This window comes from Niabella sp. (assembly GCF_030150205.1).
In the GTDB taxonomy this organism is placed as follows: domain Bacteria; phylum Bacteroidota; class Bacteroidia; order Chitinophagales; family Chitinophagaceae; genus Niabella.
Genome location: NZ_JASLGT010000017.1, coordinates 14,942 through 37,110 on the forward strand (window position 1 = coordinate 14,942; position 22,169 = coordinate 37,110).

At 45.2% G+C, this 22,169-nt stretch carries 17 protein-coding genes; 11 read left to right on the plus strand and 6 right to left on the minus strand.

What is annotated here, in order from left to right; genetic code table 11:
* Positions 1 to 67: 67 nt before the first annotated feature.
* From Q1V85_RS13865 to Q1V85_RS13890, 6 genes are all read right to left on the minus strand, one after another.
* The gene (locus Q1V85_RS13865) at positions 68 to 709 is read right to left on the minus strand and encodes a response regulator transcription factor (protein ID WP_300600899.1); all 642 of its coding nucleotides are present in this window, start codon (positions 707 to 709) and stop codon (positions 68 to 70) included.
* Positions 706 to 2,670: a tetratricopeptide repeat protein gene (locus tag Q1V85_RS13870; protein ID WP_300600901.1), complete on the minus strand. Its 1,965-nt coding sequence runs from the start codon at positions 2,668 to 2,670 to the stop codon at positions 706 to 708. Before Q1V85_RS13870 ends, Q1V85_RS13865 begins: the two co-directional genes overlap by 4 nt.
* A gap of 89 nt (positions 2,671 to 2,759) precedes the next feature.
* Positions 2,760 to 3,980, minus strand: coding sequence for a hypothetical protein (locus Q1V85_RS13875; RefSeq protein ID WP_300600902.1), 1,221 nt, complete (start codon positions 3,978 to 3,980; stop codon positions 2,760 to 2,762).
* Positions 3,981 to 4,230: 250 nt separating this feature from the next.
* Positions 4,231 to 5,532, minus strand: coding sequence for an OmpA family protein (locus Q1V85_RS13880; protein ID WP_300600904.1), 1,302 nt, complete (start codon positions 5,530 to 5,532; stop codon positions 4,231 to 4,233).
* Positions 5,533 to 5,642: 110 nt separating this feature from the next.
* Positions 5,643 to 6,557, minus strand: a complete 915-nt coding sequence (locus Q1V85_RS13885; protein ID WP_300600905.1) for a hypothetical protein — start codon at positions 6,555 to 6,557, stop codon at positions 5,643 to 5,645.
* 34 nt (positions 6,558 to 6,591) lie between these two features.
* Positions 6,592 to 7,173 (minus strand): hypothetical protein, encoded by a 582-nt coding sequence (locus Q1V85_RS13890; RefSeq protein ID WP_300600906.1) that lies wholly within the window; start codon positions 7,171 to 7,173, stop codon positions 6,592 to 6,594.
* 161 nt (positions 7,174 to 7,334) lie between these two features.
* Here Q1V85_RS13890 and Q1V85_RS13895 point away from each other — a divergent pair, with 161 nt between their 5' ends.
* The 11 genes from Q1V85_RS13895 to Q1V85_RS13945 all read left to right on the plus strand — a co-directional run bounded on the left by Q1V85_RS13895 (position 7,335) and on the right by Q1V85_RS13945 (position 22,099).
* A complete protein-coding gene (locus tag Q1V85_RS13895; protein ID WP_300600908.1) occupies positions 7,335 to 7,832 on the plus strand; it encodes a GNAT family N-acetyltransferase in 498 nt (165 codons plus the stop codon).
* A gap of 214 nt (positions 7,833 to 8,046) precedes the next feature.
* Entirely contained in the window at positions 8,047 to 8,232 is a 186-nt protein-coding gene (locus Q1V85_RS13900) for a hypothetical protein (protein ID WP_300600910.1), read from the plus strand.
* 234 nt (positions 8,233 to 8,466) lie between these two features.
* Positions 8,467 to 9,051, plus strand: coding sequence for an RNA polymerase sigma-70 factor (locus Q1V85_RS13905; RefSeq protein ID WP_300600912.1), 585 nt, complete (start codon positions 8,467 to 8,469; stop codon positions 9,049 to 9,051).
* Positions 9,052 to 9,141: 90 nt separating this feature from the next.
* On the plus strand, positions 9,142 to 10,203 hold the full coding sequence (locus Q1V85_RS13910; protein WP_300600914.1) for a hypothetical protein: 1,062 nt from the start codon (positions 9,142 to 9,144) through the stop codon (positions 10,201 to 10,203).
* A 64-nt stretch (positions 10,204 to 10,267) separates the two neighbouring features.
* Positions 10,268 to 11,440 carry a FecR domain-containing protein gene (locus Q1V85_RS13915; RefSeq protein ID WP_300600916.1) on the plus strand — a complete coding sequence of 391 codons (1,173 nt, stop codon included), beginning with the start codon at positions 10,268 to 10,270 and terminating at the stop codon, positions 11,438 to 11,440.
* Positions 11,441 to 11,680: 240 nt separating this feature from the next.
* The gene (locus Q1V85_RS13920; RefSeq protein ID WP_300600918.1) at positions 11,681 to 14,959 is read left to right on the plus strand and encodes a TonB-dependent receptor; all 3,279 of its coding nucleotides are present in this window, start codon (positions 11,681 to 11,683) and stop codon (positions 14,957 to 14,959) included.
* A gap of 35 nt (positions 14,960 to 14,994) precedes the next feature.
* Positions 14,995 to 16,491, plus strand: coding sequence for a RagB/SusD family nutrient uptake outer membrane protein (locus tag Q1V85_RS13925; protein WP_300600920.1), 1,497 nt, complete (start codon positions 14,995 to 14,997; stop codon positions 16,489 to 16,491).
* 129 nt (positions 16,492 to 16,620) lie between these two features.
* Positions 16,621 to 18,522, plus strand: a complete 1,902-nt coding sequence (locus tag Q1V85_RS13930) for an FAD-dependent oxidoreductase (protein ID WP_300600921.1) — start codon at positions 16,621 to 16,623, stop codon at positions 18,520 to 18,522.
* Positions 18,523 to 18,954: 432 nt separating this feature from the next.
* Positions 18,955 to 20,061: an endo-1,4-beta-xylanase gene (locus tag Q1V85_RS13935; protein ID WP_300600923.1), complete on the plus strand. Its 1,107-nt coding sequence runs from the start codon at positions 18,955 to 18,957 to the stop codon at positions 20,059 to 20,061.
* 283 nt (positions 20,062 to 20,344) lie between these two features.
* The gene (locus Q1V85_RS13940; protein ID WP_300600925.1) at positions 20,345 to 21,220 is read left to right on the plus strand and encodes an AraC family transcriptional regulator; all 876 of its coding nucleotides are present in this window, start codon (positions 20,345 to 20,347) and stop codon (positions 21,218 to 21,220) included.
* Positions 21,221 to 21,325: 105 nt separating this feature from the next.
* Entirely contained in the window at positions 21,326 to 22,099 is a 774-nt protein-coding gene (locus tag Q1V85_RS13945) for an alpha/beta fold hydrolase (protein WP_300600927.1), read from the plus strand.
* Positions 22,100 to 22,169 lie beyond the last annotated feature (70 nt).

Consider the following 22,169-nt stretch of genomic DNA (forward strand, 5'->3'; position numbering starts at 1 on the left):
AGTCCGGGCTAAAAAGGAAATTCATGTGCCATCCTTTTTTATTCAGTCTGTTAGGCTACCTGGAGGCTTATTCATTCAGCCCCCTTTTGATTGCTTCTTTTACCAGCCCCGCTGTATTTTTTACTCCCAGCTTTTGGTTGATATTGAGCCGATGGGTTTCCACGGTTCTGAGGCTAATGAATAACGTATCCGCGATCTCCTGGTTTGACAGGCCTTCTGCTATCCGCTTTAAAACTTCCTTTTCTCTTTTGGTGAGTGGTATTTCATAAATAGAGCGGCGCTGGCCGGTAATGGACTCCTGTAACAGGATCTTTTTGATCGTTTCATCCATAAACTCCTCATCGTTCATAACTGCTTCAATCGCTTTTTCGATGGTCTGCCTGTCAGCATTTTTCAGCAAATACCCTTTAGCGCCGCTACGAAAGATCTGTTTTACATAATTGCTGTCATCAAAGCTGCTAAAGGCGATGATCTTTATGCGTGCATGCAGCCGTAATACCTGTTTGCACAAATCAATGCCATTAATACCGGGCATTTGAATATCCATCAGCAGCACATCCGGGATAGTACCCTGCAAAAGGTCCATCAGCTCGTTGCCGTTTTGTGCTGTACCGTCAATCTGCAGGTTCGGGCAGCCTGCGAGCATCGTCCTCAGTCCATTGATGACCACTTCATGGTCATCGATAATTGCTACACTGATCTTGTTCATGCTATTGTTATTTCTCTTTTTAGATGGGATACCTCAAATTCGAGGTAGGCAACCACACCGGCTTCCCCCGATCCCTGCATTTCAATTTTCCCATTCATTGCTTCTATGCGGCGCTGCAGGCTTTTCAGCCCCATTCCATCCGATGCATGCGCTTCTTTTTCAAATCCAACCCCATCGTCTTCGATAGAAATTGACAGGAGCCCGTTCTGCTGTGTTAATTGCACCATTGCCTGTTTGGCTTTTGAATGTTTAATGATATTATTCAGCAATTCCTGTACAATACGATAAACCGATAATTCAAAGCTATCCGAAAAGCGGTCTATTGCGCCCCATGAGTCGTATTGAATTTGCAATCCCCTGCTGTTATTAATGCTGTTGCAATAGCGGTTCAAAGCAATGTCGAGGCCATGCTGCAATAATACTTCGGGCATCAGGTTATGTGAGGTTTTACGAATTTCCTCTGTTGCTTCATTCAGCAGCCTCATTCCCTGCAGGTAGCTTTCGTCTTTTGAAAGTTCCCCGGCAAGCACCGTACTGCTAAAGTGCATTTTTACGGCGGCCAGCATACCGGCCACTCCATCGTGCAGGTCTTTTGCAATACGATTGCGTTCTTTCTCTTCTCCCTGCATAAGGGCTTGCAATAATTGTAACTCTTTTTGCTGCTGAATGGATTGCAGCGCCCTGGCATGCGACATTTTTTTATACCGGGATTGCAGGTAAAGAATGGCTGCAATCAGCAGGGCTCCAACCAGGGCTGCCAAACTGTAATATATATAATTCCGGTTCTTTTGAAGTTGCAGGTCCTTTTGTGCTAACAGCAATTTGTTTTGGGACAGGATTTTCTCTTTTTGGGTCGTCTGGTATTTTAGTTCCAGCTCGGTGGCATTCCTTTTTATTTTTACATTGCTGGCACTGTCGCGGTAAATAATAAATTTTTTATAATACTCCAGTGCTTTGCCATCATCGTTCAATTGTTCATAGTCCTCCGACAAACCTTTGTAAATATCATCCAACTGTATTACTGCAGCTTTTTCCCTGCCCAGCCGCAAAGCCTGGCTGTAGTACCGGATGCTTTGTGGGTAATCTTTTGCAAGACGGTAGCCGTCTGCCAGGCCAAGCATGCCAATTAACTGGTACTGTACATCGTTAGCTGCAGTGGCGAATTCCAATGCCTTTTTTGCATGTGCAATACTTAAACCGGGCTTTTCCCATTTACGGTATACTTCCGCCAGGCTGGTATGCGCTACAGATAAGCTATAGTCCTGGCCACGTAAAGCGGCAATACGAACTGCTTCATTTGCCTGGGATAAAGCTGTATTGAATTTCTTTTGCGACGACAAGCAATTTGCCATCCCAAATAAGGCTTCAACCATTACAGCGGTATCCTTATTTGCTTTTGCTATTGCCGCTGCCTGTTGAAAATAGGATAATCCTTTATCAAATTCGTCGAGGTTAAAGAACAGTACCCCCATGGAACTATAGGCGTTTGACAGCAGGCGCTGAGATTTTGTGTTTTGTAGCAGGCGTATCACCTCTGTGATCCGGCTGATCTTTTCATTTGTGTTGCCAAGCCGCTCCGCAATGGAACCAATATTCATATGTGCATACGCCAGCATATCGATCCGGTCAGTCTGTTTCAGATAAACTACCGCCGAGTCGAAATGCCTGATAGCGTCTGAGTCATTTGCCGCTTTAGCGTTTATATATCCCCGGTTGTACCACACCATACCCACCCAGTAAGGATCGTTTAATTTTTTGCTAAGTCGCATCAGCTCATCATACAGCCTGGTTGCTTTCTTCCTGTCGGAATCAACAAAGCTGTGCGCATAATCGGCCAGTTTTTTTATTTTGGCCGAGTCGTCTCTGGCAGCCAGTATCTTTGTTTCTTCTGCATCCTGTGCCGATAGTGAAAAAAAGAAAAGAGTAAAGCAGGCAATAATGGCAATGCGTATCCTAATCATTAAACGGGATCCTTTTAAAATTGTTGCAAAGTTAATTTCCCCGGCTCAATTGTAAAATGCTTTTTATGTATTTGTACCATTTTAAAAATTTACCGGTTTTTAACCTCGCTGTACCGTACTTTAAACAGGCCCATGATGGAACTTACTTTTATTTGGTCGCCGGTGGCATTGTCAATCAGCCCGGCCTGATCAATGCCAAACATACCTGTGAAGAATTTTTGACCGGCTTCTTCTTTTTCATCCACTGAAAAAAAGCCTCCGCTATCGCGGGTTTGCAGCCCGTCATTAAAAACGGAAACATACATTTTCTGAAAATCGGGCTCGGTGTATTCAAAGATTACGTGATTTTCTGTTTCACCCAGCATCGACCACGGATAAATGCCATCCGGTTTTACTCCTTTCTTTTTTGGCCACATAAAAGTGATCTGCGGCTCGCCCGCAGAAATACGCAGGTTTGCCAAACTGTATATATCCGTTTCCGGAACGCTCGTAGCGATACCCGGATATGTTTTCCAGGCCCCGCCATCAATACTAATCTCAATGCCCTCTGTAATAATATAAATAGTGCTGATAAGCAATACCTGTTTTCCCTGCACATTGAGCTCAAGCGTAATAGTAGCGGTTTTATTGGGCGGCGGGGTGGAAGGCGCGGTATACACCGCTGTGTTTCCCGTGCCTGTCAGTTTTCCCGGCCCATCTAAAGTCCATTTTTTGATATATTCTTTTTGCAGTCCCAGGGGCTCACCGGTGCCGGCTTCAGGAAGCATCAGCGGCACAAGAAAGTCGTCTTTGCTGGCAGGGAAAACATATTGCAATGCTTTTAGAGAAATCGATTCACCCGGACCAACTGTTTTTACAACTGGTGATAACTCCATAGATGTAACCAGCGCCCAGTCGCTAAAATGACTGGTTTGTACATTGATCGTTTTATTGATTTTATCGTTTTTGCTATTTCCGATGCAGGTCCAAATACCCTTGTCGTTCTGATAAGCGATTTCCAGTGCCTCATTGCCGGCGATCCGGCGTTCATCGGTTTTATAATGAAAGCGCAGGGTTACTTTTTTTTGAAAAGTTTTTCCATGAGGCGTAAGGCGATAACTGAACCCAATACCACTGAGGGCTGTATTTTTTAAAGGTTCGATACCGATTTCTGTTTCTTCGGTAACGGCGCCGGCAGGAAATTCCACCTCCAAACGGCCGTCTTCGCTTTGCAGCACTCCGCCGTTGGGCCCGATGAGCCCGATTACTCCATCGGAAACCGGTTCTCCCACCGGGCGGATGCTTGAAGTATTCATTTCCGGTGGTTCCATGGTATCATTTTTTTTGCAGGAAATGACGGTGAAAAGAATAATGGCAAGGAGGCAACTTTTGAATTGAATGATAGGCATGAACGAGACAATTTAAGGTTAAATGATTCCTGATGTATGAAAACAATACGGGGACGTGGTAACGTTATCCATTTTTTTGGGAAGCAATGATGGAAGCGGTACCGGGGAAAACCGGCAATAGAATAAATGCGTATGTTTCACTTTAACTGATTGTTTTTTGTGGTGAATGGGCTTACAGCTTAATAAACTCCACGCGCCGGTTTTGGGCCCTCCCTTCCCGCGTTGTATTGTCGGCAACCGGTTGCGCTTCACCAAAGCCACCGGTTTCCATTCTTGATGCGGTTATTTTATACGCATTCGTAAGGGCATTTTTTACTGCAGCGGCACGGCGTTTAGAGAGCTCCAGGTTTTTTACATCGTCGCCATCACTGTCGGTATAGCCATTGATCTTTACATGTAAAGCAGCATTTTCGTGAAGTATGGATGCAATTTCCTTTAATACAGCGGCACTTTCGGGCTTTATTTTATCGGACCCGGTGTCGAATAAAATACCGCTGGTTACCAGCTTTCCCTCTGTGATGAGTTTGCTGCGCATGTCGGGTGAACCCTCTGCAACTCTTATATTTGACACATATACGCCTGTATTTTCCTCCTGGCTGTTATCAGACATCAGAAAGCCAAGATGATTGAAGGCGGCCCGGGGGGCAATCGCCTGCGGTATGTCATATATTTTTTCCTCATTGACCCAGCAGCGCAGCCGTTGCTTTTGCACCCAAATGGCCACGTGAAAAGGCTTCCGGTAATTGTTGCTGAATTTTTTCAGCGCTTTATTGCCTCCTTCAAAGTACATAGCACCTTCGTTGTAGCTCTGTATATAAATAGAGGAACGGTCTTCATAAGCAGGTTGCACAATTAAACTCAGTTTGCTCACTTCATTGCCACCTTGTGCATACAGGCGGGCGCTTTCTGCGCCGGGCGCCAGTTGCAGTAACTGCCATTCGAACCGGGGAAAACCGGCCCCGAAATCCGGCTCATCATTATTGACATAGGTCAGCAGCATATCAAATTCAACCGTAAAGTTCTCTGGCAGCTTTTTGATTTCGGCCGATACAAACGCACCAATAAACATCCGCATCCATTTATTGGGTAATCCTTCAATGGTAACGGTTTCGCCCCGGTTATTAGTGGCCCATTGTATGGGAAATTCTCCAATTACATCCTGTGAAAAATCTTCCGCATACCGCACATTTTCACCCCGCACAAAATCGTAGGTTGAATAACTTCTGAAGGCGATACCGGGCTCACTATCCGGGCGAACCGCTGCGGCTTCTTTTTTGTCGTTATGAACGCGGTCTGTGGCTTCCGGTTTTTCTTGAATTGCTGCTTCCGCTTGGTCGATGACCTTGTCCATGGCCTGGTCCGTACGCTGCTCTGCACGGTTTTTTACTTTGTCTTTGAATTTGTTTAAAACATCCTGGGTTTGACCGGCAAACGGGACGGCCAACGCAAGCAGTATTACAATGATTCTTTTCATTTGATGTTGTTTGATCACACAAAATAAATTCATGTCAGCCGTCTGTTTGTGCGAAGGAATACGGATCTTCAGATATACGTAGTAGTACGTAGAAAGCAGGACCGGTGCCTTTATTTACGCATGAAAAAATGACCAATGCGCTGTTCATTGAACAGTATTTCGCCCCGCTCCAGCAGGATCATTTCCATCCAGATCATGCGCTCTATCGATTCCAGGGCCCTTGCCTGCACATCGGCCATTAAAGGCAACAGCAGTTGCTGTGTATCCGGGCTTAATTGCTGTCCATAATTAATTTGCAGCAGTAATTGCTGTAATACAGCAATACTTTTGCTATATTTCTGAAAAGAGGATGACCATGCAACGCAGTGCCGGCTATACAACGCATTTTGAAATAACGTTTTTTCCCTGATCATTTGCGCGGATAAAGCCGCCTGTTTTTTTTCATCTTTCTGTAATCCGTATTCCGTTTGTACTACCGGGATTTCATCCTGCAGCTTTTGATTTTTGGATTCCCATTGGGCGGTCTTCTGAATAAGTTCCTTTTGAAAGCCGTCGTATTGCTTATAATAGCTTTGCCAGTCGAAATTTTTCTCCAATTCCGCCAACCGGGACACGATGTTTTTGATTGCCGGGCCTAGAGACGCCGCTTTTTTGAGGGCCAGCGGCCCCGCCGGCGGACGGAGCATTAATTTTAGCTTTTCATCGTCATACTGAACTTTATAGCTCATGTCCTTGCGGGGATGCCCGCGGATTTTTCTTTTTATTTCTTCATCATGAATGTCCGCTATCCAGGCGTTTACCTTTTCAAACGGCGGGTTCAAAGCCTCATTATAGCTAAATTCTTCCCCGTGTTTTGTTGTTTTTGTATATCGCCGGTGCACTTCTTCCGGCAAACAGGGTAACTGCGGTACCGATTGCACAAAGATTGCTATATCCGTTTTTATCAGCTTTTGTGCTTTTGTGGCAACAGCTGCCAGCAAGGTCATAATTGCAAGGCAGCTGTAGCGCAGGATTATATTGGCCATGGATTGAATATGCTTTTTGAAAAAGCAGGGAGGCTTATTGCGCATAACTGTAAACAAAAACCGGATCCAGCTTTAATGCATCGTTTGCCTCGTAAATATAGAGTAATGTCTTTCCCGCGAATATTTTTGTCTCCCATAAATAAGTTTCCTGTTTAAGTTCATCCGTTGTGGCCATACGTTCCGTGCTCCCATTATTGCTACATCCTTTTTTGACGGTTCTGAACCTTCCTTCTACCGGGTATAGCGTAAGCTTATCGGTGCCTTCGAAAGTGATCGTGCCTTTTTTTGTAGTATATATCTCCGTAACACAGTTACCGGCGTTTCGCATACCCAGGTATTGGGTGAATTCAAATCGCCCTTTACCGTTTACTTCGGCGAAGCGATATTCTCTGGCTGCTTCCGTAGCATTGCCTACCTGATGTCCGTCACGGTCGTAGTAGGAAATGGGGCCAATACTGCCCCAGAACCAAAGTCCGCCGTTTATTTCAGCAGGAATGGCAGTAGCCGGGGAACTGCCGTACAAATCATGTTGCAGGCTTTCAGATTTTTTGCACGAAAGTGTGGCCAGGAACAAAGCAAAACAGACCAGGCATACAGAATAGATTCTTCTTTGCATATTATATTTTTGAATTGCAAAATAAGGCGGTGCCCTGCTTTTGTTTGATAGTAGAAAGGCGTAATTGTAAAACTCAGTAGAAATACGTATAAGGAGGAGGCGATCTGTTTTGATCTTTTTCCTTTGTAAAGCCTTATCTTGACGCCTTAATCAATTATACCATGTTTGACCGAACCTTGATTAACGATCATTTTGTAATAAAAAAGGGGCGCCGGGAAGATCTGGCTGCGTTGCAGGAACTTTATGTAGAAACCATAAGGAATGTTTGCAGTGCCGATTATGACACCCGGCAGATTAACATGTGGGCATCGGGCGTTGAAAACAAAAAACGATGGAACGATGTTTTGACGGAGCAGCTTGTTTTGGTTGCCTGGAAAGATGATAAAATTGTGGGATTTATTACACTGGCCAACGGAAACTATGTTGATCTCCTGTTTGTTCACAAAGATCACCAGCGACAGGGGATTGCGCAGATACTGCTTGCCAGTATAGAGGCCGAAGCCGGGAAGTTGCAGCAGACGGTTTTAAGCGCTGATGTAAGCAAAACAGCAAAGCCGTTTTTTATAAATAATGGTTTTAAGGTCCTGGAAGAACAAACCGTTAATATAAAGGGAACAGATTTGACGAACTATAAGATGTCAAAAAGTTTAAAAATCTAAAGCCGGTCGTCAATTGATGAAGCGAATAAGTTTGCAAATTTTAGGAATTGATGCCCGCTATGTAAAGTCATTATCAACCGGTTTGTATTGGGGGGTACCCTACGATGCCGGCTTTGGGACCTGCCTGCTGCTATATGCGGTTGATTATCATTTGCTTTTTTTTATTTTGAACGGTAGGCATAGATATTGCGTATATAAATTTAAAGCTAAGTGTATGAACGTGAAACGCATTTTTGGAACCATCCTTACCGTTTTAGGTATCATTGGGTTAATTTATACCGGGTATGAGCTGATCAATAAAAGTACCAGCTACAGATCACTGATTGTTATCGGTGTTATTGGATTGATCTTTTTTTCTTCTGGTATAGGCCTTGTAAAAAATACAAAAGACGAAGCCTGAAAAGGATGTCTTCATTAACGGATAGCCGGAAGGGAGCCCGGCCGGTATTATCCGTTCTTTAGATGCCATAAAGAATCCTTTGGGGAAGTAAAAGGTTTGCGTAGCTGCAGCAACCGCTCGGGTACCGGTTTGTTATTGTTCCTGTTTTTCAACGTCGGCACTTTTCTTTTATGCAGCACCAACGGCGAATATGTAAAAGTTTTTGTAACTTGGCCGCAAGAACGATTGGGTGCTGTGAATACCTTTAATATTGAAAACGAATTACTACTCAGAATAAGTCATGGCGATCAGGATGCTTTTAAGGCCGTCTATGATCGGTTCCATGAGCAGGTATACACGTTCTCGCTATGGTATCTTAAATCCGAGACCGAAGCAGAAGAAGTTGTGCAGGAGGTTTTTTTAAAGTTATGGCAGCTTGGTGCCGGATGCGCCAACATTGAGCACCTGGCTGCTTTCCTCAGAACACTTACCCGTAACCGTTCGCTGGATATTCTTCGCAGCAGGGCCAGGAAGCACCGGGCAGATACCGCGCTCGCCGCAAACAGGCAGGTCACCCACAATGATACGGAAGAACAGGTGTTGTTGAACGATGCAAAAAAAATATTGGAAGAAGCGATTAACCTGCTGCCGGAACAGCAAAAACGCGTGTACCGGTTGTGCGGCCAGCAGGGATTGAAGAATGATGAAGTAGCAAAACAGCTCAATTTGTCACCACTTACGGTGCGTACTCATATGAAACTGGCATTGCGGTCGTTGCGGGCCCACCTGGTTAAGCACACCGATGCAGTGATGATACTGCTCTTATTGAAATTATTTTAATTTTTGTTACCCACTTTTTACTTTCCGAACGTCATCTGTATAGGAATCCTATTGTTGGTTGCCCCGGTTTAACAAAGCCAGGTACTATAGATGATTAAAAGAATAACTTTTTTGCTATTGCTTCCGGCCGTATTGCTGTCGGCGATTCCCGGATTGGCCCAGGAAAAGGATGGCTATATAACCAACCCGGCTTTCAGTTTTCGTACGGATAAGGGCCTGCTTTTAAACGTTCAATTGCTTTCAGATCCGGAAAAAATGCCCGCTTTATATGCTGCACAGATCATTACCACGGTATGTTCCGATAGCCTCTGTAAACCGGTTAATTTACGGGTTTACTGGAATTTACTGGGGCATTTTGTGGATTATAAAACGCCGGAAAACCAGCCGCTTACTAAATTTGATCATGTAGTATTTACAGCCGCCGATCATAAAAAGCTGCATGTTATACTGGCAGACGATCGCTCCATGCTTAAGGATTATGAGGCGGAAGATATGATAGACCGTAGCGTTAAAGTATATTCGGGCAAGGTTGACGGTGTAACGGGTGCCACCAGTAAGTCGTTCCAGGATGTAGTGGTACCGGGAGCCGTTTATACGGTACATACATTGTGGCATATTGTGAACGGGCCGGTTGCTGCCCGGATATTGGAACATACCCGGAAGTTATTAGACGATCGTTTGATCCGATCGATGCTGACATCGGGAAATGTAGATTACCAGCGCTTCATTCTAACGGAACTGCCGGATGCCCAACTCAAAAATTTTGTGCCCGATATCATTGGGCTCATTGCCGGTAAGGATGAATGGATACCCCTTCTGGCATTGGAGAAAATTCCCGGTGCGCGCTGGAAAGATGCTGCTGCCCAGCAATTAATACTGCATAATTTTCCCGGCCTGCGCCTTGAAGTTCAGAATACCTTACTGCAGAAACTTAAGGAGCAGCCGCTTCATACAGCAGCGCTGAAAATACTGGTGCACAGCCTGGATAAACTGGATAAGCACCAGGTTGATAAGGTCTTTGATTTACTTGCAACTAATATTTTATTTATTGACGAGGCACTGGAAAAAGACTTGTCAGCACAGGCAGGTTCAAACCCACTCATAGCCCCCAGGGTTGATGAAATTTTAAAAAGTGCCAGGCGCCGGCCATAATTTTTATTTCTTCATTACCCACTTTTTATTTCCGGACCGTCTATATATAGAAGAGCCTTTAGTAATGGATAAAAAAAGGATAGCATATTTACATCAGCAGCACCTGGATGGGAACCTGTCCGGGGAGGAATTGCAGGAATGGCATGCGCTATTGAATGATAGTGGATGCCGGGCGTTCCTGGCGGAGCTGATGGACGCGCGATGGGATGAAATGACCGCTGACGATAAGGTGCATTTAAGGGATAACCGCTCGGCGGAGATTCTGGCCTATATTAACGCCCGGCCACAGAAAAAAGTGGTTAAAATGAAATGGCGCTTACAGGTTGCCGCCGCTGCTGCGGTTATCTTTATTGCTGCGGCGCTGTCTTTTTTCATGGCCCGGCGGCATCCGCAACAGCATCCTTCAAATGCGCTTGCCCGGCAGGTTACCCCCGGCAGGCAAGGTGCAACGCTTACACTCGCTGATGGTAAACAAATCAGGCTGACGGATATTTCAGCCGGGGAAATCGCCGAGGAAGCCGGTATCAGCGTTACTAAAACTGGAAACGGGGAGCTTATCTATGAGGTTAAAAAAACTGAAGGTGACCCTGATAAAACCAACGTTCTGGCAACCGCAAAAGGGGAAACGTATATTTTAACACTGCCGGATAAATCGAGGGTATGGCTGAATGCCGCTTCGAGTTTAACTTATTCCGCTGCCTTAAAGAAAGACGGTAAACGGTGGGTAAAGCTGGATGGAGAGGCGTATTTTGAAATCGCCAAAGATCCGCTGCATCCCTTTGTTGTAGAAGCCGGGGGGCAGGAGATACAGGTATTGGGTACGCATTTTAACGTAAACAGTTACCAGGATGAATCCGTAGTTAAGACAACATTGATGGAAGGCAGTATTAATGTAGGTATAAAAGGAAGTGATAAAATAACACGATTGAAACCCGGTCAGCAATCTTTGTTAGCCAATGGAAATTTCCGGGTTCAGTCAGTGGATGTGGAGGAAGCGATTGCCTGGAAGAACGGCTATTTCCAGTTTGATGGAAAAACGCTGGAAACGGCGCTGTCGGAGATCGGGCGATGGTACAATGTTGCGATTGAATATAAAGATAATTCATTGCGCAAACGGCTGCTGGCGGGATCCATTTCAAAGTATGAAAACGTAAATAATATATTAAAAGTAATGGAGCTGACCGGTGCATTGCATTTCAGCCTGGAAGGCAGGAAGATCCTTGTCGAAAAAAAATAGCGCAGCAAACAGCATATTCATATAAACCAAATTAAACCATGAGCCATATAGAAAATGATCCATAGCGGGTCTATGCCAGAAAATGACCGGAAGTGCTTGGAACCACCCCCGGTCTGCATCTGATCTGAAACAAAATGAGTATTGTCAACCATTTCTGAATTTAAACCAGATTATCAAATGTACAATTTTTATCCGGGAATTTTATCCTGGTCCCGTCGCTACATATCAAAAAAACGGCTCATGCAAGTTAAGCTAACTACTGTCTTATTAATCGCAACGATGGTACAGGTGAGTGCAAGGGGATTTGCGCAAAAGGTTACCCTGAGCCAGCCGAAAATAACCGTCAAACAGGTTTTCCGGGAGATCAAAAGGCAGACCGGCTATGATGTTTTTTATTTACCTGAAATCATAAAGGACAAAAGGGTGATCAGTGTCCGTTTTTTCAACACGCCGCTGGCAGAAGTCATGAAACAGACGCTGGCCGGCCAGGAGCTCAGCTTTACCATATTTGAGAAAAGCGTGATCATCAAAGAGCGAGAGAAAACGGCATTGGATCAGCCGGAAGTTCCATTGAAAAAAATAAATGTCAATGGCAAAGTTGTTGACGAAAAAAACAATCCTTTATTCGGTGCATCTGTTACCGTAAAGGGCAGCCAGAAAGGAACCTCCTCCAGCAGGGAGGGCGCATTTTCTTTACAGGATATTGATGATGATGCCGTTTTGATCGTTTCCTATGTAGGATTTAAAACACAGGAAGTACCGGTTGCATCCCGTACCACGATCCATGTTGTTTTAACTGAAGAAAAGAGTGACCTTTCTGAATTGGTTGTGGTAGGGTATGGCCGCCGGAAAAAAATGACCACAACCGGGGCAATGGCATCGGTGAAAAGCTCGGAACTGATGCAAACCCCTGTGGTGAATGTTGCCCAGGGTTTGCAGGGAAGGGTGTCAGGCGTTCAGGTTACTCAAAATTCTGCTGCACCGGGGGGAAATATCAGTGTGCGGGTCCGTGGGGCCAACTCTATCAACGGCAGTTCGGAGCCCTTGTATGTGGTAGATGGGATACCGCTGACCAATTCCGGTGGTATCAACGATATCAGCTCACTTTCTGCAATTAATCCCAACGATATAGAATCTGTAGAGATCCTTAAAGACGCATCTTCTACGGCTATTTACGGGGCGAGGGGCTCAAACGGGGTGATGCTCATTACCACTAAAAGAGGGAAGGAGGGGCGCACCCGTGTCAGCTACGAAGGGTTTTATGGAACGCAGCAGGTGAGTAAGAAACTGGACCTGTTGAACGCCGCGGAATTTGCCGCGTTGGAAAATGAAATTTACAAAACAAATATCTATCCAGACCCGGCCTCCCTGGGAGAAGGGGTAGACTGGCAAAACCTCATATTCAGGACCGCACCTATGCAAAGCCACCAGGTTGCGGTGTCAGGCGGCAATCAAAAAACGCAGATGATGCTCTCCTTAAATTATTTTGATCAGAAAGGAGTGGTATTAAATACCGATTTTAAGAGGTATTCATTGCGGTTAAACCTGGATCACCGGATCAATGACCGCTTCAGGACCGGGATCAGTATTTTAGGAAGTTACAATATCAACAATAACCCTGCCACCGCGGCTACGGATTTTATTGGGATCGTCAGTACCGTTTTAGGCGCTACAGTTGGTGCGCCGCCTACACTTCAGCCCTATCGTGCAGATGGTAGTTTTTTCCCTTTTTTGGATCAGATGGAAGGGCGCTACAAGGAAGTGATAAATCCGCTGGGATTAACAATGCGGCTTAACCGGCAAAAACTGAGCAGAACGCTGACCAATCTGTATGCAGAGGCCAGCATTCTCCCGGAGCTGAAATACCGGGCCTCGTTAAATATTATACTGTCTTCCGGCCTGGGTGATTTTTATTCGCCCCTTTCAAGGTTATCTGCTGCTGAGATCAATGCCACCTCCGGTAGTGCCAGGAAAGAGAACAGCAATTCCACTGTTTTGCTTCATGAAAGCCTGTTAACCTATGATAAACAGTTTGGGAAGGATCATGCCCTGAATATCACCGGCCTGTTTTCCACGCAAACCAATCTTAATGATGCAAATGCAATCAGCTCCTCCGGATTTCCCAACGATGCAACTTTAAATGAAGCATTGCAGCTGGCGTTAACGTCAACGGTCTCCAGCTCCCGTTCGCGCGAAGGGCTGGATTCCTACATGGGCCGGGTTCACTATGGCTTTAGGAATAAATATCTTTTGGATGTTACCGCCAGGGTAGATGGTGCTACAAAATTCGGGAGGAATAATAAGTACGGATATTTTCCTTCCGCCGCCGCCGCATGGAGGATCAAAGAAGAGCGCTTTATGAAAAATGTGGGCTTTATCAGCGACTTAAAGCTTCGGGTGAGCTATGGTGTAACCGGGAATGCGGCTTCTATCAGCCCCTATAAATCATTGCCCCTGGTTGGAGCCGGGGGTGGATATTCCTTTAACCATATCTACCTGACCAGTATCAGCCCAACGGCCATCGCTAACAGCAACCTGCGCTGGGAAAAGTCGGCCCAGGCAGATATCGGGCTTGATATCGGCCTGTTGTCTAACTGCATCAATGTAGTAATAGACGTGTACGACAAGAACACCAAAGATCTCCTGTACGTTAAAAGTCTCCCTTTATCTTCCGGCTACAGCAGCATAACCGGCAACTTTGCCGGAATTGACAATAAGGGCCTTGAGTTTGCTGTGAATGCCCGGATACTGGACGCCGGTGTAAAATGGAACCTTGGCGGCAACATCAGCTTTAACCGCAATAAAGTAACCGGTATAGATGGTGGCCTCACCGACGAGTTGTTTGTTAATAATTATACCATCCTTAAACTGAACTCCCCGCTAGGCCTTTTTAAAACCTATGTTTTTGACGGTATTTACCAGACCGGTGAAACCATTCTTCCCGGGTCCGACAGCCGGACGGGCGGAACAAAGATCAAAGACCTGAACAACGACGGACAAATTACGGCATTAGATCAAACCATCACCGGTGATCCGAACCCGGATTATATATTTGGAATTGCTACTGATCTGAACTATAAAAAAATTGATTTCAGCATGTTCATTTCAGGTAGCCAGGGCAACGATATCTACAATATCAGCCGCAATACTTATGAAAATCCCCTGGGGCAGCGAAACACGTTAAGCGGGGTCCGCGACCGCTGGAGCCCTTCCAATCCTTCAAACGAATTTGTAAGCGGGTTCCAGGGAGGCCGGCTGCCCATCACAAACCGCTTTATTGAAGACGGATCTTTTGTCCGGTTTAAAAATATAACGCTTGGCTATACGCTGCCGTTAAAAAAGGGCCTTTCAAATATGCGGGTATATGTAAGCGCCAACAATCTGTTTACCATTACCAAATACAGTGGCTATGATCCGGAAGTTAATTCATTCGGAAACAGCAATACGCAGATCGGTATCGACAACCTCGTTTACCCCTCTGCCAAATCGTTTATTGCAGGTATCCAGGTTAATTTGTAAACGGTCACAGGAATTTAATTAAAAAAAGAAATAGCATGAACAAGATATTTTATATAGGCTTATGGGGCGTTGTGCTGGTAAGTCTGCTTTCGGGATGCCGGAAGCTTGAGGAAATTCCCTATTCATCCATTTTTATGGAGCAGTTTTACAAAACACCGGCCGATGCCGAGGCCGCAATCAATGGCGTTTACAATGATATGGCCGGATTGTATGCCGGACCTTCCGCTTTACTGGTACCTGACTTTAGCGCCGACCAGGTTTATCCCCGGCCGGTAGTAGGCAGAAATACATTGACACTTTTTATCTATGACCCTGAATATTCTGTTCAGAGCAGCTTTGACCGGGTCGCGGAATCGCCCTTAAATATATGGGAGAAAAGCTATGCCGGTATCGAAAAGGCAAACTGGGTTTTAGAAAAGGTTCCGGCAATTGAAATGACCGGATCACGAAAAAAGGAAATTCTTGGTGAAGCCTTTTTCTTGAGAGCCTTTTTCCATTGGATGCTGGCTAAGAACTTTGGAGAAATACCCGTTAAAATTACGCCCAGCAGATCGCTGGAAGAAGCCTATGTGGGTAAAAGCAGCAAGACCGCAATTTACAGGCAGATCTATGCAGACCTGGATAGCGCCATAACCAATCTGAATATCTATTCGCCCGCAGGAACGGTAAAAGGCAGGCCCAGCAAAGAAGCCGCCATGGCCTTGTATGCAAAAGCGGCGCTTTACAATGAAGATTGGCCCACCGCGTTGCAGAAGGCAAAGCTGGTGCTGGAATCCGGTAAATATTCCCTGTTGGCTGATGTGTATGATATTTATGATGTAAATAAGGAAGATGCCGCCAGGCAGGAAAATATCTGGGCTTTTGAGGCGGAACGCGAAAAGCCCGGAAACTCCAGTAGCCTGTTATCATTGTATGGCCCTGCCAGCAGTGCGGGTCCCGCATACGGGAAATCGACCTTTGGGTCAATATTTGCTTACCCCGCTTTTTACAATTCTTTTGATGCAGGAGACAAGCGTAAGGAAAAGCTAATGGCCACCAGCTACATCAATAAAAGCGGTGCTGTGGTACCCCGGAATAAAATTACACCCATTACGCCCGATGCTGTTTTGGTTAATAAGTATATGGATGCAAATACCATCGGGTCGGCAACCAACTGTAATATACCCATATTAAGACTGGCGGATGTTTATTTAATTGCAGCCGAAGCGGAAAACAGGATGAATGGTCCGGCTGAAGCCTATTCATACTTAAATGCAGTTCATAAAAGGGCTACGGGTGCCAATGTGGCGGCGGGTTTATCCCAGCCGGCGTTTACAGATGCGGTACTGCAGGAGCGGTCCTGGGAGCTGTTTGCTGAGGGAGATCGTTGGTACGATCTGAGCCGTACGGGTAAATTCCTGAGCGTTATACCTGCCGCGGTGAATGATGTGTACCCTGCAAGAAACGTACAGCCCAAACATAAATATTTCCCCATACCGCAGTTAGAAATAAATGCGAATCCCAAACTGGAACAAAACCCTGATTGGAAATGATAACGAAAAAAAGATACAGCGTTTTCTGATCAACCTGCCTTATCATATCAGAAAGTTTTATTTTCCTTAGGCCGGGTAACACCGGACAGAAGGCCGTTGTTTATGATTTATATAAATTAAATTAGGATTATGAAAGAAGATAGAAGAGGGTTTCTAAAGATGCTTGGCTTAGGCTCCGGAGCATTGCTGATGAGCCCTGTAGCCACGTCAGGCGCAGAAAGCAAGCAGGGTTTAGCCGGTTTTGCACTTCCCAAAGAAGTATTTGCAACCCGGAAGCTGGACACAGATGTATTGATCGCAGGCGGGGGAATGGCGGGCGTATGTGCGGCGATAGCGGCTGCCCGGAATGGCGTAAAAGTGGTACTTCTTCAAAACCGCTCCCGGTTAGGAGGAAATGCCAGCAGCGAGATCCGGATGCATATTTGCGGTGCCACCCAATTAAAGCAGGTATGGAGGGAAACCGGGATCCTCGAAGAAATTATGCTGACGGAATCGGTAACCAATCCGCAGAAATCGTACGAAGTGTTTGATTATGTTATGTACGATAAAGTGATGTCGGAAAAGAACATTACCCTGTTATTCGATACCATGCTTTTTGAGGTACAAACCAAAAACGACCGGATTACACTTGCCAGGGCTTTCTGTTCAGCCACCGAAGAATTATATGAAATAAGTGCCAGGTATTATACAGACTGTACCGGCGACGGTACGATGGCAGCACTTGCCGGCGCAGCATTTATGACCGGTAGGGAAGCCCGGTCTCAATGGGGAGAGTCTTTAGGCCTGGAGAAAGCAGATAGTATCACCATGGGCAACAGCATCCTGTTTATGGCTGAGGAGCAGGATAAGCCAGTGCCTTACACACCACCGAACTGGGCCAGGAAGTATACGGCTAAAGATTTTATTTACCGGAAGATCAGATCCTGGGAATATGGTTACTGGTGGCTGGAACTGGGAGGGACGGTCGATATCATTAAGGACGGACAGGCTTTACGGCATGAATTACTGAGCGTGCTGTTTGGCGTATGGGATTATATCAAGAATTCGGGGAATCATCCTAATGCTGATAACTGGGCTTTATCCTGGATCGGTGCTATCCAGGGAAAAAGAGAAAGCCGGCGGATTACCGGCGACTATGTCCTGGTTCAGAAAGATATCCAGTCGCCGCAGTTATTTGAAGACCGGATCGCTTATGGGGGCTGGCCTTTAGATGATCATTTGCCAGCCGGTATGGATGACACCTCCTTAAATCCCTTCCGGTCTATCCCGTTAAAAGGGCCCTATTCCATCCCGATGCGTTCACTGTACAGCAAAAGTTTTAGTAATTTATTAATGGCCGGGCGCAACATCAGTGTGTCGCATGTGGCGTTGTCTACTACCAGGGTAATGGCCACCTGCGCCTTATTAGGCCAGGCGGTGGGAACGGCAGCTGCTTATTGTATTCATAAAAGTATTACGCCTAAAGCGCTATGTGCCGATCCTGCGCAAATTGCCGGGTTACAACAACTGCTTTTGAGGCAGGATCAGGCTATGTTGGGTGTTCGCAATACAGATCCGGATGATCTGGCAAGGCTCGCGAAGGTAAGGGCCTCTTCCGAAACGATGGATGGAAAAGCGGCTAATGTCATTGACGGGGTCAACCGGGATATTGCCGATGGCAACGCGCATCAATGGCGGGCAGATATGAGCGCAGGCGAAGTATGGATAGAGCTGAAATGGCCGAAACCCCTGAGCATAGCTACGGTAGAATGTACTTTTGATACCGGCTTAAACAGGTTCCTGCGTATTTCCGGGGAAAAGGCAGTGATGAAAAACCAGGTAAGAGGCGTTCAGCCGGAAACGGTAGCGGATTATAAAATTACGATGCTGCTGGATGGTAAGGTGGTGCACGAAACCGTGTTTAAAAATAACTTCTTAAGAAAGGTTGCCCATACTTTTTCTGCGGCTAAAGCAGATACCGTACGTATTACGATAACCAGGACCAATGGTGATCCGCTGGCCCGTGTATTCGAAGTACGTTGCTATGCCTGATGGAGGATCTGTTTGACAAGGAAGGGATGTTATTTCCCCGGAAAGAAAAAAGCTCCAGGTATTGAAGTGCGATGTTGCTTACAAATTTACTGCTGCATAAGGGACCGGCTTTTTTATCTGGAACGCTATCATAACGTCATCACGAGTTAATAAGATAACAAGGCAGGACTTTTTTTTTGATAAGTCACCCCGCGGGATTTTCGGATTGAGCGGGTCAGCTTCATATCCCATTTGTAAAAGCACCTTTTAGCCAGCTGTTGTTCTAACCGGATAATTATGTATTTTGTATTAGTTGGTGCTGCGATGTGGAGTGCAACCTTGTTTTGGGTTAAAGGTTATAAGCCGGAGGAGCGTGCTGCTGCAGATTTCTATAAAATGCAGTAGCATTGGGAATAAGATCGTAATGGATGAATGGAAAAAACTGGATGCTCAATGAAGCAAAAATGGGCTTTTTTAATAATGGCGGTGCTTCTAAGCGGCTGTGCGGGCAACCGGAAGATCGGCAACGCGCCGGCAAGTCTGAAAGAAGCGTATAAAAAAGATTTTTTTATAGGCACAGCACTTAATGCCGTCCAGGTTGAAGAAAAGGATACCGGCGCTGCCTTGTTGGTACCGCGGCAATTTAACGCCATTACACCCGAGAACGTAATGAAAGCTGATGCCATACATCCGCAATGGGAGCGGTACAATTATAAGCGGGCGGATGATTATGTAAATTACGGAAAACGCCGGCATATGTTCATTGTAGGACATACGCTTATCTGGCATAGCCAGCTACCTCGTTTTGTACATGCCATTCAAAGCCCTGATTCGCTCCGCCTTTTTATGCAGCAGCATATCAGCACAATTGCCTCAAGATATGCCGGCCGGGTAAACAGCTGGGATGTGGTCAACGAAGCATTGAATGAAGACGGTACGCTGCGCAGATCGGTGTTCTTCGAAAAGCTGGGCCCTTCTTATATTGAAGAAGCATTTAAGCTTACAGAGAAAGCGGCGCCTGGAACACTTTTGTATTATAACGATTATAATATTGAACGGCCGGCAAAACGAAGGGGTGCCATCGAGCTCATAAAGCAACTACAGGCCGCCGGTGCAAGAATTGATGGGGTGGGCATCCAGGCACACTGGCACCTGGGGCAGGTACCTTTTAAAGATCTGGAGCAAAGCATCATCGAGTTTTCCGCGCTGGGTATTAAAGTAGCGATTACCGAGCTGGACATTGATGTCCTTCCACGCCCTGGAAATACCACCGGGGCAGAGGTGACTCAAAAGTTTGCTCCGGCCCCGGAAATGAACCCCTATCCAAATGGTTTGCCGGCGGCACTGCAGGAGCAGCTGGCGAAAGATTATGAGCAATTGTTTAGGCTATTGGTAAAGCACCGGCAGCATATCAGCCGTGTTACCTTCTGGGGAGTACATGATGCGCAGAGCTGGCTGAATAACTGGCCGGTGCCCGGCAGAACCAATTATCCCCTTTTATTTGACAGGCAAGGCAAACCCAAGCCGGCTTTTGATAGGGTAATGGCTGTAAAAAAATAAAACACGGCCGGTTTAAAACTTTTTAAATAAGAACAACACGGCAAAGCGAACAGGCGGTATGAGGATTTTCGAACCGGGGTTATGCTTTATTGCAGCGCAGCGCCGCAATTGATTTTAAGTTATTAAGCATCGCCTTTTTTAGTGATATTCAAAGTCGACAGAAGTTAATAAATTAGAGCAGGTATTTTGTTCATCGGCTTTAGTCACACCATAAGATGATATAGGAATTGGAGGTTATTTAAACTGCCTGTCGACAAATGAGACAGGAAGCGAACGAGAAAACATGAATGCTATGCTCTTACGAGATTTCTTACCAGATCCGGGACTGAGAGGGTTTATACAATGTTACAGGATTGTACATTTTGAATCTGATAAAACAAGCGAAGTTTTCTTTAAAGTTTATCCACCCAAACCGGAAGTATGTTTGCATTTTGTTCTTCAGGGTAGCATAGAAAATAAATTCGCTGACCGTAATACAAAGGAGCTTTTATTCCCTGTTACGTTAGCGGGCCAGCAAACCTCCGTTACTCCCAGGTACAACAGCAGCAGTCTTTTAAATTTCCAGATTGTTTTTCAACCGACAACAGTATTTCGGCTTACAGGTATTTCCGCATTTGAATTGACTAATAAATACCTTGACGCTGAAGCGATTTTTCCAAAGATTCGTTTTGCATTTGAAGAATTGCAACAGGCAAAAACTTATGATGAGCTCCTGGCCATTGCGCAAAGGATTACAACATCTCTTGTGGGTAACATACTAAAGGATGTTCATCAACTGGATGCAGCAGCCAATTGGATGAAGAAAAGAGGAGACGAAATCTCTCTTGATTGGTTAGCAAGGCAGTCCTGCCTTTGTAGCAAACAATTTAAAAGAAAGTTTTATGAAAGGGTAGGTGTGAATCCTAAAACTTACGCAAGAATCATAAAGTTCAATAATGCTTTTAATATCAAAAATGCAAACCCTGCCTGGGATTGGTTAAGGATTGCAACAGCATGCAATTATTACGATTATCAGCATCTTGTAAAAGACTACAAAAACTTTACCGGGCAAACCCCAAAGGAATTTCATATATTGGAAAACAATTCTCCCGAATGTAAACTCGGGCTTTCTAAAGAGCTTTACCGGGATCGTTTCAGATCAGGAACCCTACAGTTATAAAAAGTCCTTTTTTTACCACTTTGCAATGCCAAACACAGTGCAATTTTGCTAACATCATTTATTGTTGGCAAAAATATTTTCTTATCAATAATACTGTTTTTGTTTATGGCACATTATAAATTTTCTCAATCCCCTAACAAAACATACGTTTTAGTACATGGTGCTGGTCATGGTGCATGGTGTTGGAAAAAGATAATTCCGGTTTTAGAGGCCAACGGATATCAGGCAGTAGCGCTTGATTTACCCAGTCGTGGAAGCGATCCATCAAAACTTGCAAACATTACCTTAATTGATGACGTGAAACGTGTGACGGATATAGCCAACGCTACAGATGGACATGTTATTCTCGTAGGACATTCAAGCGGTGGAGTGATTATTTCACAAGCCGCCGATCTTTTGGGGGCTAAAAAAGTAGACAAATTAATATATCTTGATGCGTTCTTGCCACAAAATGGCGAGTCCGTATTTTCATTAGCGGAAAAAATCGGGCAAAACAAAGAGGGCCCTTCTGTTGCGAAGCAGGAGATGCCCGCACCGGAGCGGTTTCTTTTTACAGAAGACAAAAAATCCTTTAAATGGAACCCTGAACTTGTTCAGCAACTGTTTTATCATGATTGTTCACAGGAAGACATAACCTTTGCTCAAAAGAACCTTACCTGGAATTCGGTTGCAAGTATTGCAACACCCGTAAATGTTTCAGACGATAGTTACGGTGTCATTAAAAAATATTATATTCTTTGTGCGGAAGCCAGGGATTTAGATAAAAGCAGTATGGTCACTAATGTTCAATGTGAGAAAGTTTATAAGCTTCCCAGTGGGCATTCTCCCTTTCTTTCAATGCCCGGTAAACTTGTGGATATTTTAATTGAAATGTATTAACTGGTGCACACCTGTTTATAAATGAGTAAGTCCTTTTTTGCCATTCACTGCGTAAATTATTATCAATTTT

Excerpts from the sequence above, each read along its gene's own strand:
- Q1V85_RS13865 (WP_300600899.1), bottom strand. The coding sequence starts at position 709 with ATGAACAAGATCAGTGTAGCAATTATCGATGACCATGAAGTGGTCATC.
- Q1V85_RS13870 (WP_300600901.1), bottom strand. The coding sequence starts at position 2,670 with ATGATTAGGATACGCATTGCCATTATTGCCTGCTTTACTCTTTTCTTT.
- Q1V85_RS13875 (WP_300600902.1), bottom strand. The coding sequence starts at position 3,980 with ATGGAACCACCGGAAATGAATACTTCAAGCATCCGCCCGGTGGGAGAA.
- Q1V85_RS13880 (WP_300600904.1), bottom strand. The coding sequence starts at position 5,532 with ATGAAAAGAATCATTGTAATACTGCTTGCGTTGGCCGTCCCGTTTGCC.
- Q1V85_RS13885 (WP_300600905.1), bottom strand. The coding sequence starts at position 6,557 with ATGGCCAATATAATCCTGCGCTACAGCTGCCTTGCAATTATGACCTTG.
- Q1V85_RS13890 (WP_300600906.1), bottom strand. The coding sequence starts at position 7,173 with ATGCAAAGAAGAATCTATTCTGTATGCCTGGTCTGTTTTGCTTTGTTC.
- Q1V85_RS13895 (WP_300600908.1), top strand. The coding sequence starts at position 7,335 with ATGTTTGACCGAACCTTGATTAACGATCATTTTGTAATAAAAAAGGGG.
- Q1V85_RS13900 (WP_300600910.1), top strand. The coding sequence starts at position 8,047 with ATGAACGTGAAACGCATTTTTGGAACCATCCTTACCGTTTTAGGTATC.
- Q1V85_RS13910 (WP_300600914.1), top strand. The coding sequence starts at position 9,142 with ATGATTAAAAGAATAACTTTTTTGCTATTGCTTCCGGCCGTATTGCTG.
- Q1V85_RS13915 (WP_300600916.1), top strand. The coding sequence starts at position 10,268 with ATGGATAAAAAAAGGATAGCATATTTACATCAGCAGCACCTGGATGGG.
- Q1V85_RS13920 (WP_300600918.1), top strand. The coding sequence starts at position 11,681 with ATGCAAGTTAAGCTAACTACTGTCTTATTAATCGCAACGATGGTACAG.
- Q1V85_RS13925 (WP_300600920.1), top strand. The coding sequence starts at position 14,995 with ATGAACAAGATATTTTATATAGGCTTATGGGGCGTTGTGCTGGTAAGT.
- Q1V85_RS13930 (WP_300600921.1), top strand. The coding sequence starts at position 16,621 with ATGAAAGAAGATAGAAGAGGGTTTCTAAAGATGCTTGGCTTAGGCTCC.
- Q1V85_RS13935 (WP_300600923.1), top strand. The coding sequence starts at position 18,955 with ATGAAGCAAAAATGGGCTTTTTTAATAATGGCGGTGCTTCTAAGCGGC.
- Q1V85_RS13940 (WP_300600925.1), top strand. The coding sequence starts at position 20,345 with ATGAATGCTATGCTCTTACGAGATTTCTTACCAGATCCGGGACTGAGA.
- Q1V85_RS13945 (WP_300600927.1), top strand. The coding sequence starts at position 21,326 with ATGGCACATTATAAATTTTCTCAATCCCCTAACAAAACATACGTTTTA.